Below are 15,104 nucleotides of genomic sequence, written 5' to 3' on the forward strand. Positions count from 1 at the left end.
AAGCATGGCCCACCTCCCCGGAAACGAGAACTTGATGTTCTTCGCAATTGGGAGCGATGGTGGAGCCTTCACCGCCTCAAAGCAATAGTCGTCGCGCGGACTAGGTAATTCCCGTGATTTCGCCGAGCTGCGATGCCAGCGCGGGCGTGCAACACAGGATCGGGTTGCCCTTGCTGATGCCGTCCCCGGCAAAGAAATCGTTCACCCAGCCGCCGGCCTCGCCGACGATCACAATGCCGGCGGCGACGTCCCAGGCGTTGATGTGCAGCTCGGCATAGGCGTCGGTGCGCGCGTTGGCGACATGACAGAGGCCCAGAGTGCCGGAACCCGAGCGCTTGATCGAGCAGCCGGCGGCATAACCGCGGCCGATCACGTCGAGATAGCGCTGGGCGGGCAGGCGGGCCGACCAGCCCAGTTCGACATAGGCGCGTCGGATATCATCGACGCCGGAGACCGCGATCCTCCGCCCGTTCAGCGTCGCGCCCTGGCCGCGTTGGGCGACATAGAGCTCGTCCAGCGCCGGTGCGGCGACGATCCCGATCGTCGGCTCGCGGTTGAGCAGGAAGCCCATGGAGATGCACCAGTTGCGATCGCCATGGGCGAAGTTCGAAGTGCCGTCGATCGGATCGATGATCCAGACCGCATCGCTGGCCTCGCCGCCGCCTTCCTCGCCAATGACGGTGTCGCCAGGGAAAAGCTCCGCCAGCCGCGCACGCAAAGAGTCCTCGACGGCGCCATCGGCGACGGTGAGCCAATCCTGCGCCCCCTTCATCGAGATGCCGAGGCTTTCCTTGCGGCCGAAATAGTCGAGCGCGATGCGCCCGGCCTCGGCGACGAGGCCCTGGGCTGCGTAGCGGCGCAGCAGGAGTTCGGCCGGCGTCATGGTCAATCGGCCTTGATGGCGACGGGGCGGCCGGTGCGGGCCGATTCGGTGGCGGCGTCAGCGAGCATCTGCGCGCGCAGCCCGTCGTGCCCGGTCGGGGAGAGCGCAACCTTGCCGGCGCAGGCATCGATGAAGGCAGCGAGTTCGGCGCGATAGGCGGCGGCATAGCGTTCGAGGAAGAAGTTCTGCACCGGATCGGCTCGGAAGCCCTGGCCGGTCGCGATCTCGACGGTCGTCTCGTGGATGTTGCCGGCCCTCAGCATTCCCTTCGAGCCATGCACCTCGATGCGCTGGTCGTAGCCGTAAGTGGCACGGCGCGAATTCGAGATCTGCGCGATGCGCCCGGTCGCCGTCTTCATCAGCACGGCGGCGGTGTCGACGTCGCCGGCTTCGCCGATGGCCTTGTCCACCAGCGCCGAGCCGAGCGCGAAGACCTCGACCGGCTCCTCTGCCAGCAGAAAGCGCGCCATGTCAAAATCATGGATCATCATGTCGCGGAAGAGTCCGCCCGAGCGTTTCACATAATCGACCGGCGGTGGTCCGGGATCACGCGAGATGACGCTGACGATCTCGATCTCGCCGGCCTCGCCGCTGCGCAGCCGTTTCTCCAGGCCTGCGAAGTTCGGATCAAAGCGGCGGTTGAAGCCGATCATCAGAGACTTGCCTGACTTTTCGACCGTGGCCAGGCAGCGGCGGATGCGGTCCGAATCGAGATCGACGGGCTTCTCGCAGAACACCGCCTTGCCGGCCGAGACGGCGGATTCGATCAGGTCGGCATGCGTATCGGTCGGCGTGCAGATCAGAATGGCGTCGATGCCGGAATCGCTCATGATCGCGTCCGCATCGGCCACCTTCGCACCTGTCGCCTGCGCCAGCGAGGATGCGGCCTCGATTGAGGCGTCGGCCACGGCAACCAGCCGTGCATCGCCGCGCGCCGCGACATTGAGAGCGTGAATGCGCCCGATCCTGCCGGCGCCGAGAAGTCCAAACCGCATTGTCATCTTCATGTCCGTCGAAGACGGAGGCACTCCCTGGGTGGCATATTTTCTTTGTCTTGCTTGACTATTCGAATAAGCATTCCATTCTCTGCGCCGCTTAGTCAAGGTCGGAGCGTGCCGTCTCGATGTCATCAGCCGCGTTACGGAATCGTATCGGATTGCACGACGACGAAGGCGCGGTCGGCGCAACGACGGAACATTCTGGCCCGATGATCGAAGCCGGGCGGCGCGGTTGAGCAGGAGTGAGTGATGGCGACGATCAGGCTCACCATGGCGCAGGCGCTCGTTGCTGCGATGGCCGCGCAGAGGACGGTGATCGACGGACAGGACCAGCCGCTCTTTGCCGGCGTCTGGGCCATCTTCGGGCACGGCAATGTCGCGGGGCTCGGCGAGGCGCTGTATGCGGTGCGCGATCGTCTGCCGACCTTTCGCGCGCATAATGAGCAGGCGATGGCGCATGCCGCGATCGCCCTTGCCAAGGCCTCGCGCCGCCGGCGCATGATGGCGGTGACGAGTTCGATCGGCCCCGGCGCGACCAATATGGTGACGGCGGCTGCGGTCGCTCACGTCAACCGCCTGCCGGTGCTGCTGTTGCCTGGCGATGTCTTCGCCGGACGCCGCCCCGATCCGGTGCTGCAGCAGATCGAGGATTTCGGCGACGGGACCGTCTCCGCCAATGACTGCTTCCGGCCCGTCTCTCGCTATTTCGATCGCATCACCCGGCCCGAGCAGATCATGCCTGCTTTCGAGCGGGCGATGCAGGTTCTGACGGATGCTGCCGAATGCGGGCCCGTGACGCTCGCGCTCTGTCAGGACGTGCAGACCGAAGCCTACGACTATCCCGACTGGTTCTTCGCCGAACGCGTCTGGCAGCCGCGCCGGGCGCGGGCCGACGTGACGCAGTTGGCGCAGGCCGCAGCGCTGCTCAAGGCGGCGAAGCGCCCGCTCGTCGTCGCCGGCGGCGGCGTCCTCTACAGCGAGGCGGAGGGCGATCTCGCTGCCTTCTGCACCGCGCACGGCATCCCGGCGGCGGAAACCCAAGCCGGCAAGAGCGCGCTGCCGCACGACCATCCGCTCAATCTCGGCGCGATCGGCGTCACCGGCACAGGCGCGGCCAACGATGCGGCGCGGCGTGCCGATCTCGTGCTCGCGATTGGCACGCGGTTGCAGGACTTCACCACAGGATCACGCTCGCTTTTCGCCGATCCCGCCTGCCGGATCGTCGGCCTCAACACGCAGAGCTTCGATGCGGGCAAGCATTGTGCGCAGCCGCTCGTTGCCGATGCCAAGGCCGCTCTGGCCGAACTCGGCGCCGCACTTCGGGGCTGGGTGGCGCCCGCCATCTGGACCGAGCAGGCAAGGACCGGCCGCACGGTCTGGCTGGAAACGGCTGCACGCTACCTGGCTGCCGGCAACGAAACCTTGCCGAGCGACGCGCAGGTCATCGGCGCCGTTCAACGCCGCAGCCGGCCTGACGATGTCGTGCTCTGCGCCGCCGGCGGCTTGCCCGGCGAGCTGCACAAGCTCTGGCAGGCGGGCGCGCCCGGCGGCTACCACATGGAATACGGCTATTCCTGCATGGGCTACGAGATCGCCGGCGGGCTCGGCGTCAAGCTCGCCGATCCCGCGCGCGAAGTCATCGTGATGGTCGGCGACGGATCCTACCTGATGATGAATTCCGAGATCGCCACGTCGGTGATGTCAGGTGTGAAGCTCATCATCGTCGTGCTCGACAACCGCGGCTTCGGCTGCATCAACCGGCTCCAGAATGCGACCGGCGGCGCCCCCTTCAACAACCTCCTGCGCGACGCCCGCCACGAGACGCTGCCGGCGATCGACTTCGCAGCCCACGCGGCCGCGATGGGCGCGGTCGCGCGCAAGGTCGCTGGGCTCACCGAGCTGGAAGCGGCGTTCGACGAGGCGCGAGGTCACGATCGGACCAGCGTCGTCGTGATCGACACCGACCCGTTGCCTTCGACCGATGCCGGCGGCCATTGGTGGGATGTCGCGGTGCCGGAGGTCTCGGAGCGCGCCGAGGTCGAGGCCGCAAGGCGCGGATATGTCGAGGCGCTCGTGCGCCGCAAATACTGATCAAGCGAGGACGACATGCCTATCCGTATCGGCGCGAACCCCATCGGCTGGTCGAACGACGATCTGCAGGAGATCGGCGGCGAGACATCGCTCGAGACCTGCCTCGCCGAGGCGCGCGAGGTGGGCTTCGTCGGCATGGAGCTCGGCCACAAATTTCCGCGCGAGCCGCAGGCGCTGAAGGCAGCGCTCGCGCCGTTCGGTATGGCCTGTATCTCCGGCTGGTACTCGGCGGAGCTTTTGAAGCGCGATGCCGAGGAGGAGATGCGGTATCTGCGCCCGCATCTCGATCTGCTCAAGGCGATGGGATCGAACGTGCTGGTGTTCGCCGAGACGTCGAACGCGATCCATGGCGATCGCAGCAAGCCGCTATCGCAGCGGCCGGTCATGAAGGCCGGCGACTGGGCGCAGTTCGGTCGCCGTATCACTGAAGTTGCCGAGCGTACGCGCGCCGAGGGCGTCAGGCTGGTCTACCATCATCACATCGGTACCATCGTGGAAAGCGCCGATGACATCGACGCCTTCATGGCGGCGACCGGCGAGGCCGCTCATCTCCTGCTCGACACCGGTCATGCCACCTGGGGCGGAGCCGATCCAGCCGTGCTGGCCCGGAATTATCGTGCCCGCATCAGCCATGTCCACGCCAAGGACGTACGCAGGCCGGTGATGGAGCAGGCGCGACGCGAAGATTGGAGCTTCCTCGACGCGGTGCTGGGGCGCGGCGGCGAGCTCGGTGTCTACACCGTCCCCGGCGACGGCATGGTCGATTACCCCTCCGTCTTCCGCGAGCTCAAGGGCTATTCCGGTTGGATTGTGGTCGAGGCGGAGCAGGACCCGCAGAAGGCAAACCCGCTGACCTATGCCAGGAAAGGTATGGCCCATCTGAAGCAGAGCATGAAGCAAGCCGGGCTTGCCTGATTTCAGGTATCGATGAATTGCAGCGGTTCTGCCGGCCCGTCGGGCAAAACACCCGTCAGCTCGTCAACCCCTCTTCATGAAAATATTCCACTTTACCGAAATTCGGAAACGGCGTATGTCTCGGCCATCCCGGCTCATCCTCGAGGGGCGATCGTACGTCGTCACTGATTGCGAGCCGGGCTTGCGGTGGACGCGGCAGCGTCGGCACGGAATGGTGCGGACAGGGCGGGTAGTCCCTGTGAGTCCGAAACCGCGTGCGGACGAACGGCGCTGTTAGTTCGTTTCGCCAACATTCTTGCGGCGCGTGTGCACACTGCTGCAAGACCCTGTGGCGCCAACGGATGCGCGTACGGCAAAACCGTGTGGTCCTGACCGTCGTCGCTACGGTCAAGCTTTTCGCGGAGGTGCAGGTAGCCCAACCGGGTGAAGTGCATCGCTCATCTGCGAGGCGAGGGAGGCCAGAACGAATTCGGCTCCCGGGAGAGCACGGCATAAACCGTCAACCCATCGCGCAGGGAAGGCCGAGTGATTGGCACCACCTGTATGCTGCTGTGCGGTTTTCCTGCGCTACATTTTCGCGCAGCGGACCGCGGGTGCGAGGTCAGCACCCGGTCTTCCCTGCGCCCTCTTGGATAGGAGGGCGGAACGATGAAGCAAAGCTCGGGCGAAATGCGCCGCGAGAATGCGAATGTGCGTCTGTGCGTGACAGGTCAGCGCGTCTCGCGCGGGAGATGCGGGGGACGACCGCTATCGAAGTGACCCGCTGACGCTGTAGAGTCGGTTCTGGAACGTTCGGAGAGGCAAGGCATGGCAATCGTTTTCATCACCGGCAGCACGGACGGGCTTGGCCGCGTGGCTGCGCACTCGCTGCTCGATCAAGGCCACCGGGTGGTGCTGCACGCGCGTTCGGCCGATCGGGCTGCGGCGCTAAAAGACCTCGCCTCGCGCGCCGAGGGCGTTGTGGTCGGCGATCTCCAGAGCGGCGCCGAGACGAGGGGAATGGCGGACCAGGTCAACGCGATCGGGCGCATGGATGCGATCATCCACAACGCCGGCGTCTACACGCAGCGAAGTCGCGGTTCCACTCCGGAAGGTCATGCGAGTACGCTCGCGATCAACGCCCTTGCGCCGTACATGCTGACGGCGCTGATCGAACGGCCCGCCAGGCTGGTCTATCTCAGCAGCGGCTTGCACCGCGGCGGGGCAGGGTCGCTGAATGATCTCGACTGGACGAAGAGACCCTGGGATTCTGCCAAGGCCTACGCGGAGAGCAAGCTTCACGTCGTGGCTCTTGCGTTTGCGCTCGCACGACGCTGGCCGCGGGTCCTGAGCAACGCGGTCGATCCCGGCTGGGCGCGCACAAGGATGGGCGGCTCGGGCGCGCCGGTCGATGTCGAGACGGGCAGAAGACGCAAGCCTGGTTGGCGGTCAGCAACGATCCCGCCGCGTTGATCAGCGGTCGCTACTGGCATCATTTGCGCGAGCAGGAGCCGGCTGGCGAAGCCATGGACACCGGTTTTCAGGACGCACTCATCGACAGGCTGCGCGAGCTGACTGGCGTCGCGCTGCCACGGTCGTAGCCCACACGCGTCTCAGACCCAGCCGCCATCGACAATGTAGTGCTGGGCAGTGCAGGCCGAGGCCTCGTCGGAGGCGAGGAAGAGGGTGACCTTCGCAACCTCGTCCGGAACGAGCCTGCGCTTCAGGCACTGCCGTTGCTGCAATTCGACCTCGCCGGCCGGGGTCATCCATTTCTCGAGCTGGCGCTCGGTCATGATCCAGCCCGGCGCGATCGCGTTCACGCGGATATTGTAGGGACCGTAGTCGCGCGCCAGCGAGCGCGTCAGGCCGATCACGCCCGATTTGCTGGCGGTGTACGCCGCCATGCCGCCTTGTCCGGCGATCCACGACACCGAGCCGAAATTGACGATGGCGCCGGCATTCGCGGCCTTCATGTCCGGCAGCACGGCCTGCGACGCAAAGAACTGGTGCTTCAAATTGACCGCGATGCGATCGTCCCAATATTCCGGCGTCATCTCCTCGGTCTTGTGCCGCTCGTCATGGGCGGCGTTGTTGACGAGAACGTTGATCGCGCCATGCGCCTTGCGTGCCTCGACGACGCCGGCGCGTAGCGCCGGGATGTCGGTCAGGTCGACATGCTGGAAATGCGCAGCCAGGCCTCGATCCGACAGCTCGCGCGCCAGGCGCTGGCCCTCGTCGACCTTGATGTCGAAGAATACGACCTTGGATTTCTGCTCCGCGAAGCGCCGCACGATTGCAGCGCCAATTCCCGCTGCACCTCCGGTGACGAGCACAACCTTGCCGGCGAGGTCGGAATAGATGGCAGCCATGGGAACCTCTCAGTTTGTTGTGGACGCCGGACTGACCGCGCGCCCCGACTCTTTTCCCGACCTTAGCCATTCCTTTCGTGAGGTGCATAGGTCAGAATTTGTGTTGCGTACCTCAAAAACTGAAGGCAGGATTGCAGTCAAAGAATAAGAGCCCGTTGGGAGGATGTGATGAGACTGCTTGAGAAGCTGGGACTCGCCGCTGCCGCATGCCTGCTTGGCGCCAATGTCGCCGCAGCTGATACCATCGTGAAATGGCTACATATCGAGGTGAATCCTGCCCAAGTGAAGATCTGGGAGGAGGTCGCACGCAGCTATGAAGCGTCGCATCCCGGTGTGAAGATCGAGATGCAGTTCCTCGAAAACGAGGCTTACAAGGCCAAGCTGCCGACCATTCTGCAATCGAAGGACCGGCCGCACATCATCTATAGCTGGGCCGGCGGGGTGCTGAAGACGCAGGTCGAGGCGGGCGTGCTGGAAGACATCACCGATTCCGTGAAGAGCGGCGGCTACAGCGACACGATCGCACCGGCGGCGCTCGCCGCCTTCACCCAGAACGGCCACGTCTATGGACTTCCCATTGCGCTGTCGCAGGTCGGCTTCCTCTACAACAAGGATCTGATGGCCAAGGGCAATGTCGATGCAAGCAAGATCAAGACATGGGACGATCTGCTCGGCGCGGTGAAAACGCTGAAAGCCGCGGGTGTTACGCCGATTGTGGTTGGCGGTGCCGACAAATGGCCGCTGCATTTCTTCTGGACGCATCTCGCGGTGCGCGTCGGCGGCAAGCCGGCCTTCGATGCAGCGCTGAAGGGTGAAAACGGCGGCTTCGCCGGCGAGACCTTCCAGAAGTCCGGAGAGCTGTTCAAGCAGCTCGTTGATCTGCAGCCGTTCCAGAACGGCTTCCTCGGCTTCAAGAATCCGCAGGCGGTCGGCTATTTCGGTGACGGCAAGGCCGCGATGATCCTGGCCATCTCGTCGTTCTATCACACCCAGCGCGCGCTCGCCGCCGACAAGGTCGGTCTTTCCGACGACAAGCTCGGCTGGTTCGATTTTCCGGTCGTACCCGGCGGCAAGGGTGAGCCGTCAGACACGCTCGGCGGCATCACCGGCTGGCTGATCACCAAGGGGGCGCCCAAGGAGGCCACCGACTTCCTCAAGTACTTTATCTCCAAGGACGTGCAGGCGCGACTCGCCGTCGGCAACTTCATCGTTCCCGTCGTCAAGGGCGGCGAGGCCGGCCTCAACAGCACCTTCATGAAGCAGATCGCGGCCAATCTGGCGAAGTCCAACTATCATCAGAACTTCTATGACCAGAGTCTCGGCCCCTCGGTCGGTCGCGTCGTCAACGACGTCACGGCAGAGATCGCCGGCGGCAGCATGAGCCCGCAGGACGCTGCGAAGGCCATCGAAGCAGCGTACAAGCAGGGTAACTGAGAGTGGCGCGGCGGATCGCGATCGCGTCGCCGATGGGCGTTGCCGGCGAGACAGCCCCGCAGGTCGCGAGCCGCGGTCCGAGCTGGGACGGCCGTTTCACCGTCCTGATCCTGTTCCTGCCGCCGGCGCTGCTGCTGTTCACGTTGTTCGTGGTGCTGCCGATCGGCGAAGCCGCCTGGTACTCGGGCTTCAACTGGAACGGCTTTGGCAGGCCGACCCACTGGATCGGCTTTGACAATTACCGCTTCGTGCTGGAGACGCGCGCGTTCTGGCTGGCACTGCGAAACAATGGGCTGATCGTCGCGGTCTCGCTCGCAATCCAGCTGCCGCTTGCGCTCACGCTGGCCTTGATGCTGGCCGAGAAGTTTCGCGGCGCCGTGGCGCTGCGCATGCTGTTCTTCATGCCCTACATCCTGGCCGAGATCGCGACCGGGTTGATCTTCTCTTTCGTCTATGACGGCGACTATGGCCTCGTTGCCTCGATCTGGCGCACCTTCGGCGCCGAGCCGCCGCATCTCCTGGCATCGACCGACACCGCGATGCTGGCGGTGCTGATCGTGATCGTGTGGAAGTATTTTGGCTTCCACATGATGCTGTTCATCGCGGCGCTCCAGAGCCTCGACAAGAGCCTGGTCGAGGCGGCGCGGATCGACGGCGCAACGCGCTCGCAGGCCCTGCGCCATGTCGTGATTCCCTTGCTCTATCCGACCATCCGGCTCTCCGTCTTCTTCGCCATCGTCGGCTCGTTGCAACTGTTCGATCTCGTCATGCCGCTGACGCGCGGGGGACCGGCGGATTCCTCCAACACCATGGTGAGCTTCCTTTACAACAACGGTATCTCGCGCATGCGGGTCGGCTATGGCAGCGCCATCGGTGTCATTCTGTTCGTGATCTGCGTGACCTTTGCCTTCACGTACAAGCGATGGTTCATGCGCGATGAGTAATGCCGACACCACAAGCGCGCCGTTCGATCCCGCTGTTCTGTTCAAGACGGCGTTCCTCGCTGTCGTTGCGATCTTCGTGCTGGTGCCGCTGCTCGCGACGTTGCTTGGCGGATTCAAGTCGCTCGGCGAACTGCGCGTCAATCCGTTCGGGCTGCCGACTCACTGGGAATGGCAGAATTACGCCGACATCCTGTTCTCCGCGCGTTACTGGCAGCTGTTGCGCAACTCGCTGATCATCTCGACGCTGACGGTGACGTTGACCCTGATCACGGCCTCGATGGCCGCGTTCACCTTCGCCCATGTCAGGTTCTACGGCAGCTCGATGCTGCTGAGTTATCTGACGCTCGGCCTGCTGTTTCCGGCCGCGACCGCCGTGCTCCCTTTGTTCATCAAGGTGCGCGATCTCGGGTTGCTCGATACTTATCTCGGCGTCGCGCTGCCGCAAGTGGCCTTCAGTCTTGCCATGAGCGTCCTGCTGCTGCGACGCTTCTTCAAAGACATTCCCTATGAGCTGCTGGAAGCCGCGCTGGTCGACGGCTGCAGCTATATCAAGTTCTTCCGCTATGTGACGCTGCCGCTGTCGCGACCGATCCTCGCCACCGTCGGGACCATCACCTTCGTCAACAGCTGGAACGCCTACCTGCTCCCGCTGGTGATGCTCAACACCGATGCGCTCTATCCATGGCCGCTCGGCATCATGGTCTATCAGGGCGAATATTCGTCGGAGTGGCACCTGATCCTGGCCTTCATCACGCTCACCATCCTGCCGACGATCATTCTGTTCCTGTTGGCGCAGAAGCACATCGTCGCCGGCCTCACCGCAGGTGCGGTCAAGGGATGAACGACTCCACGGAGACAAAAATGAGAAAAGTCGGCATCGGAATCATCGGCTGCGGTGTGATCAGTACCGCTTACCTCAAGGCCGCGCAGCGCTTTTCCGTCATGGAGGTGAGAGCGCTGGCCGACATGCGCAGCGATGTCGCGGAGCGCCAGGGTGCCGCCTTCGGGCTGCCGGCGATGCGGGTCGATCAGCTGCTCAAGCGCGACGACGTCGAGATCGTCATCAATCTCACCGTCCCGCTGGCCCACACCGACGTCAGCCTCGCGGTGCTCAACGCCGGCAAGCACGTTCACTCCGAGAAGCCGCTCGGCATCAACGTTGCGGAAGCCCGCAAGGTGATGGATCTCGCCGCACAAAAGGGCCTGCGCGTCGGCTGCGCGCCCGACACGTTCCTCGGTGGCGGGCACCAGACCGCGCGCAAGCTGATCGACGACGGCGCGATCGGCACTCCGGTCGCCGGAAGTGCCTTCTTCGGCTGCCCCGGCCATGAGCGCTGGCATCCGGCGCCGGGCTTTTACTATCTCCGCGGCGGCGGGCCGATGCTTGACATGGGACCTTATTACATCACCGATCTCGTGCAGCTGCTCGGTCCGGTCGCAAGCGTGATGGGCTCGACCGCGCGCCCTAAGTCCGAGCGCCTGGTCACCAGCCAGCCGATGAATGGCGCGCTGATCCCGGTCGAGGTCTCGACCCATGTCGCCGGGACACTCGAATTCGAGAGCGGAGCGGTCGTCTCGATCGCGATGAGCTTCGACGTGCCGAAACACCGGCATGCGCCGATCGAGATCTATGGCGACAAGGGCAGCATGCTGGTGCCGGACCCGAACCGCTTCGGCGGCGAGGTGCAGGTTGCGAAGACTGGCGGTGAATTTGAGACGGTGCCGCTGACGCACGGCCATGTCGAAGGCGAGTTCCGCTCCATTGGGGTCGCCGACATGGCTTCAGCGATCCTGAACAATCGGCCGCATCGTGCCAGCGGTGCGCTCGCCTTCCACGTGCTGGAGGTGATGGAGGCGTTCCAGATCTCCGCCGACGAAGGGCGACGCGTCAAGATCGAGAACCGCGTCGAGCGGCCGGCGATGCTGCCGGCCGGACGTGAAACCGGACAGATCGACTGAGGGAATGACCATGCGCAAGGCAATGATTGTATGGGGCGGCTGGCCGGGACACGATCCCGATTTGTGTGCCTCGATGATCCGCGGCTGGCTCAAGGCGGAAGGCTTCGAGGTCCGGATTGAAACGACGACGGAGGCATTCGGCGATCCCGCCATCCATGATCTCTCCTTGATCATCCCGATCTATACCATGTCGAAGATTGAGAAGGCAGACGCGCTCAATCTCTGCGCGGCAGTCAGGGGCGGCGTTGGGCTCGCCGGCCACCATGGCGGCATGTGCGATGCGTTCCGCGATTCTGTGGACTACCAGTTCCTGTGTGGTGGGCAGTGGGTTGCGCATCCCGGCAACATCATCGATTACAAGGTCGACGTGACCAAGGCCGACGATCCCATCATGATGGGCCTGAAAAGTTTCGAGCATCGTTCCGAGCAATATTACATGCATATCGACCCCGCCATCGAGGTATTGGCGACGACGACCTTCACCGGTGAACACGCGCCATGGATCGATGGCGTGGTAATGCCCGTGGTCTGGAAGAAGCGCTACGGTGCGGGCAGGGTGTTCTACTCCTCACTTGGTCACCGCGCCTACGAACTCGACGTCCCGGAGATCCGAACGTTGATGACCCGCGGCATGCTGTGGGCTGCGCGCGAATGACAGCTGGCGCGACGCAGCCGGCGATGCGCGCCACGCTGGAAGACGTCGCGCGTGCGGCGGGCGTTTCGCTCGCCACCGTCGATCGCGTCGTCAACCGGCGCGAGGGCGTGCGTGCCAAGACCGTCGCGCGTGTCGAGGCCGCGGTGGCGAAGCTCGGCTATCGTGCCGACGTCGCGGCCGCGCGGCTCGCCCGGGGGCAGTCGTTTCGTTTCGCCTTCGTGCTGCCGGCCGGCAGCAATAGCTTCATGACCAATCTGACCGAGCAGGTCCAGCGCACGGCGGACTGGCTTGCGGGCCAGCGCGGCTTCATCGACATCCTCCACGTCGACGTGTTTGATCCGGATGTCCTCGCCGGCGCGCTGGAACGCTTGTCGCCGGTCTATCAGGGGGTCGCCGTCGTCGCGCTCGATCATCCCAAGGTACGCGACGCGATCGACGAACTCACCGCGCGCGGGGTCGCCGTGGTGACCCTGGTATCGGACGCGCCGAGCTCGCGCCGCCTGCATTATGTCGGCATCGACAATCCCGCAGCGGGGCGAACCGCGGCAACGCTGATGGGGCGCTTTCTCGCCGCCCGTGAGGGCAAGGTTGCGGTGATCGCGGGATCGTTGTCGCTCCGCGATCACACCGAGCGGCAGTTCGGGTTCCACCAGATATTGTCCAGCGAGTATCCGAGCCTGACGGCATTGCCGGTGATCGAGGGCCGCGACGACAGCGAGCGCACGCGGGAATTGACCACCGCGCTGCTCAAGCGCCATATGGATCTGCGCGGCATCTACTGCTGCGGTGCAGGCAATCGCGGCATTGCCGAGGCGCTAGAGGCGTCCGGTCGCGCTCGCGACGTGGTCTGGATTACTCACGAGCTGACTCAACATACGCGGCGCTTCCTCGTTCGCGGGACGCTCGGTGCCGTCATCAACCAGGACCCCGGCCACGAGGCGCGCTCCGCGGCGCGGGTGCTGCTGGCGCATTGCATGGAAGAGCCGATCAGCCCGGACCAGGAGCGCATCCGCATCGACATTTTCCTGCGTGACAATCTGCCGTAATCGGCAGTTCGCGTCTGGAGACCGGCGCGTGGGGCACTTCAGGCCGGCGCGCGCATCATTGGAGTCGGCTCCAGTGCGGTCGATGGCACGGCCGCGCTTCGGCATCGGAAGCGCGGCCATGCCTTGTGAAGTTCTTAGACTTCGGTGACGCGCTCCGGATCGGCCGACGCAAGCGCGGCGGCACGCTCTGCCTGCGGCGGATAGATCCACACGGTGTTGATCTCCTGCTTGGTCTTCTTGGCGACATCGCCGACCATCTCGACTTTCCGTTCCCAGCCGCGCGTGAAGACGGCGCCGGCTTCACCAAGGTCGAGGCATGTGACGTAGGCTTTCTGGTGATACGGCTTGGTCGGGACGCCGAGGAGCTCGGCGGCAGCATTGTTACCTGCGAAGGCGCCCATTCGGGTGGCGTGCTGGCAGGACATCAGCGCAAAATTGCCGGCATCGTCGCACGCTGCCTTGGCGGCATCGCCAGTGGCAAAGACGCCGGGCACCGATGTCACGCGCAGATCCCGATCGACCAGCAGCCGCCCGGAATTGTCGCGTTCGGCCGGGATCTGCTGAGTCAATGGAGCGGCGCGAATGCCCGCAGCCCAGACGACGGTCTCCGCTTCGATGCGCTCGCCATTCGAAAGCGTGACCCCGGCTTCATCGAGCGAGCTGACGCCAACGCCGACCCGGGTCTCCACGCCGAGCTTGCGCAGCGCATCCTCGATGACGGGGCGAGGGCCAGCGCCCATGTCGGGGGCGATCGCGCCGTTGCGCTCGACGATGATCACGCGCGGCCTGGTATCCTTGCCGAGGATTGCACGAAGCCGCGCGGGCATCTCTGTAGCGGCTTCGATGCCGGTGAAGCCGCCGCCGGCAACGACGATGGTGTCGCGTCCGTTTCTCGCCGGCCTGTCGGCCAGGCTGTGCAGATGTCTGTCGAGGGCGACCGCATCGTCAAGCGAGTCGACACTGAATCCATGTTCGGCGAGGCCTGGAATATTCGGGCGGAAGAGCCGGCTGCCGGTGGCGACGACCAGTCGGTCATAGGAGAGCGTCTTTCGTGTCCCGCCGGCGGTCGAGATCTGCACCACGCGGGACTTGGTATCGATCGTTTCCGCATTGCCCTGCACGTAGACGACGTCGATGGATTTGAGCACCTCCAGCAGGGGCGCGGTTAGCGTTTCCGGCTTCGCTTCGTAAAGCCGCGGGCGAACCACGAGTGTCGGCTCCGGTGCGACCAGCGCGATCTCCAGTTCTTCGGGCGAAACGCCCTGGATGTCGCGCAGGCGGGCAGCTGAAAGTGCGGCATACATGCCGGCGAAGCCGGCGCCGATGATGACTAGTCGCATGTGGTATTCTCCTCTGGTTGATCTTCGGGCATAAACGCGTCGCCGCCGCCGCTCTGCTTGCGGTTTCGTGTGGTCGTCGACGCGAAGACGTGAAACGGAATCGTTGGGTTTCTAAGGGGAGGCGCAGCTCGACTTCGATGCGGCCCAGCGCCGACGAAAGAAGATCGGCTCGGCGGCATTCGGGCCGCCCCAATTGGCGTAGGGAAGGGGTGCGTCATCGTTGGTCATGACGGACAGCACCGGGTTCGCCCTTTGCAGGGACTGTGGTGGGATTTCCACTTCCTCGCCTGTTGCGGACGTGAAGCGAACCGCCAGGGAGAGGCCATACATGATGGTCGTTGCGGCGAGCCTCCGCCGCGGAGGGAATGCAAAGAGGCTGACGAAGGTCTTCGAAGTCATCGTTTGTCTCCGTCCGTTGGGAGCGTTGGGCACCCTGATCATCTAGCGGATCGGACCCTCAACTGCGCCAGCGAGATTGCTCTGCCTGC

The 15,104-nt window shown here is 64.5% G+C and carries 13 protein-coding genes and 1 pseudogene; 9 read left to right on the forward strand and 5 right to left on the reverse strand.

Going from position 1 to position 15,104, the window contains the following annotated elements:
* Nucleotides 1–100: 100 nt before the first annotated feature.
* Both JQ631_RS05005 and iolG read right to left on the reverse strand, forming a co-directional pair.
* Nucleotides 101–883: an inositol monophosphatase family protein gene (locus JQ631_RS05005; protein ID WP_212324517.1), complete on the reverse strand. Its 783-nt coding sequence runs from the start codon at nucleotides 881–883 to the stop codon at nucleotides 101–103.
* Between the two features lie 2 nt (nucleotides 884–885).
* Nucleotides 886–1,878, reverse strand: coding sequence for an inositol 2-dehydrogenase (gene iolG / locus JQ631_RS05010; RefSeq protein WP_212328497.1), 993 nt, complete (start codon nucleotides 1,876–1,878; stop codon nucleotides 886–888).
* A 252-nt stretch (nucleotides 1,879–2,130) separates the two neighbouring features.
* On the opposite strand from iolG, the gene iolD reads away from it, so the two are divergent.
* The 3 genes and pseudogenes from iolD (at nucleotide 2,131) to JQ631_RS05025 (ending at nucleotide 6,467) form a co-directional block, all read left to right on the forward strand.
* Nucleotides 2,131–3,972, forward strand: a complete 1,842-nt coding sequence (iolD, locus tag JQ631_RS05015; RefSeq protein WP_212324519.1) for a 3D-(3,5/4)-trihydroxycyclohexane-1,2-dione acylhydrolase (decyclizing) — start codon at nucleotides 2,131–2,133, stop codon at nucleotides 3,970–3,972.
* 15 nt (nucleotides 3,973–3,987) lie between these two features.
* Complete coding sequence (gene iolE, locus JQ631_RS05020; RefSeq protein WP_212324521.1) at nucleotides 3,988–4,887, forward strand: myo-inosose-2 dehydratase; 900 nt, start codon at nucleotides 3,988–3,990, stop codon at nucleotides 4,885–4,887.
* 807 nt (nucleotides 4,888–5,694) lie between these two features.
* A pseudogene (locus JQ631_RS05025) lies at nucleotides 5,695–6,467 on the forward strand (SDR family NAD(P)-dependent oxidoreductase).
* Between the two features lie 12 nt (nucleotides 6,468–6,479).
* Here JQ631_RS05025 and JQ631_RS05030 read toward each other — a convergent pair.
* Nucleotides 6,480–7,238, reverse strand: coding sequence for an SDR family NAD(P)-dependent oxidoreductase (locus JQ631_RS05030; protein ID WP_212324523.1), 759 nt, complete (start codon nucleotides 7,236–7,238; stop codon nucleotides 6,480–6,482).
* A 168-nt stretch (nucleotides 7,239–7,406) separates the two neighbouring features.
* Between JQ631_RS05030 and JQ631_RS05035 the strand changes: the two genes are divergently transcribed.
* From JQ631_RS05035 to JQ631_RS05060, 6 genes are read left to right on the forward strand one after another with little or no spacing between them, the layout of a single operon-like run.
* Nucleotides 7,407–8,672 carry an extracellular solute-binding protein gene (locus JQ631_RS05035; RefSeq protein ID WP_212324525.1) on the forward strand — a complete coding sequence of 422 codons (1,266 nt, stop codon included), beginning with the start codon at nucleotides 7,407–7,409 and terminating at the stop codon, nucleotides 8,670–8,672.
* A gap of 2 nt (nucleotides 8,673–8,674) precedes the next feature.
* Nucleotides 8,675–9,616 carry a carbohydrate ABC transporter permease gene (locus JQ631_RS05040; RefSeq protein ID WP_212324526.1) on the forward strand — a complete coding sequence of 314 codons (942 nt, stop codon included), beginning with the start codon at nucleotides 8,675–8,677 and terminating at the stop codon, nucleotides 9,614–9,616.
* Nucleotides 9,609–10,457, forward strand: coding sequence for a carbohydrate ABC transporter permease (locus tag JQ631_RS05045; RefSeq protein ID WP_212324527.1), 849 nt, complete (start codon nucleotides 9,609–9,611; stop codon nucleotides 10,455–10,457). Before JQ631_RS05040 ends, JQ631_RS05045 begins: the two co-directional genes overlap by 8 nt.
* Nucleotides 10,458–10,477: 20 nt before the next feature.
* A complete protein-coding gene (locus JQ631_RS05050) occupies nucleotides 10,478–11,575 on the forward strand; it encodes a Gfo/Idh/MocA family protein (protein WP_212324528.1) in 1,098 nt (365 codons plus the stop codon).
* Between the two features lie 10 nt (nucleotides 11,576–11,585).
* Entirely contained in the window at nucleotides 11,586–12,230 is a 645-nt protein-coding gene (locus JQ631_RS05055) for a ThuA domain-containing protein (protein ID WP_212324529.1), read from the forward strand.
* On the forward strand, nucleotides 12,227–13,276 hold the full coding sequence (locus JQ631_RS05060) for a LacI family DNA-binding transcriptional regulator (RefSeq protein WP_212324530.1): 1,050 nt from the start codon (nucleotides 12,227–12,229) through the stop codon (nucleotides 13,274–13,276). Before JQ631_RS05055 ends, JQ631_RS05060 begins: the two co-directional genes overlap by 4 nt.
* A 134-nt stretch (nucleotides 13,277–13,410) precedes the next feature.
* On the opposite strand, the gene JQ631_RS05065 is transcribed toward JQ631_RS05060, so the two are convergent.
* Together JQ631_RS05065 and JQ631_RS05070 are read right to left on the reverse strand one after the other, a co-directional pair.
* Nucleotides 13,411–14,616 carry an NAD(P)/FAD-dependent oxidoreductase gene (locus JQ631_RS05065; protein WP_212324531.1) on the reverse strand — a complete coding sequence of 402 codons (1,206 nt, stop codon included), beginning with the start codon at nucleotides 14,614–14,616 and terminating at the stop codon, nucleotides 13,411–13,413.
* A 111-nt stretch (nucleotides 14,617–14,727) separates the two neighbouring features.
* The gene (locus JQ631_RS05070) at nucleotides 14,728–15,015 is read right to left on the reverse strand and encodes a hypothetical protein (protein ID WP_212324532.1); all 288 of its coding nucleotides are present in this window, start codon (nucleotides 15,013–15,015) and stop codon (nucleotides 14,728–14,730) included.
* Between the last annotated feature and the right edge of the window lie 89 nt (nucleotides 15,016–15,104).

This window comes from Bradyrhizobium manausense, assembly GCF_018131105.1.
In the GTDB taxonomy this organism is placed as follows: domain Bacteria; phylum Pseudomonadota; class Alphaproteobacteria; order Rhizobiales; family Xanthobacteraceae; genus Bradyrhizobium; species Bradyrhizobium manausense_B.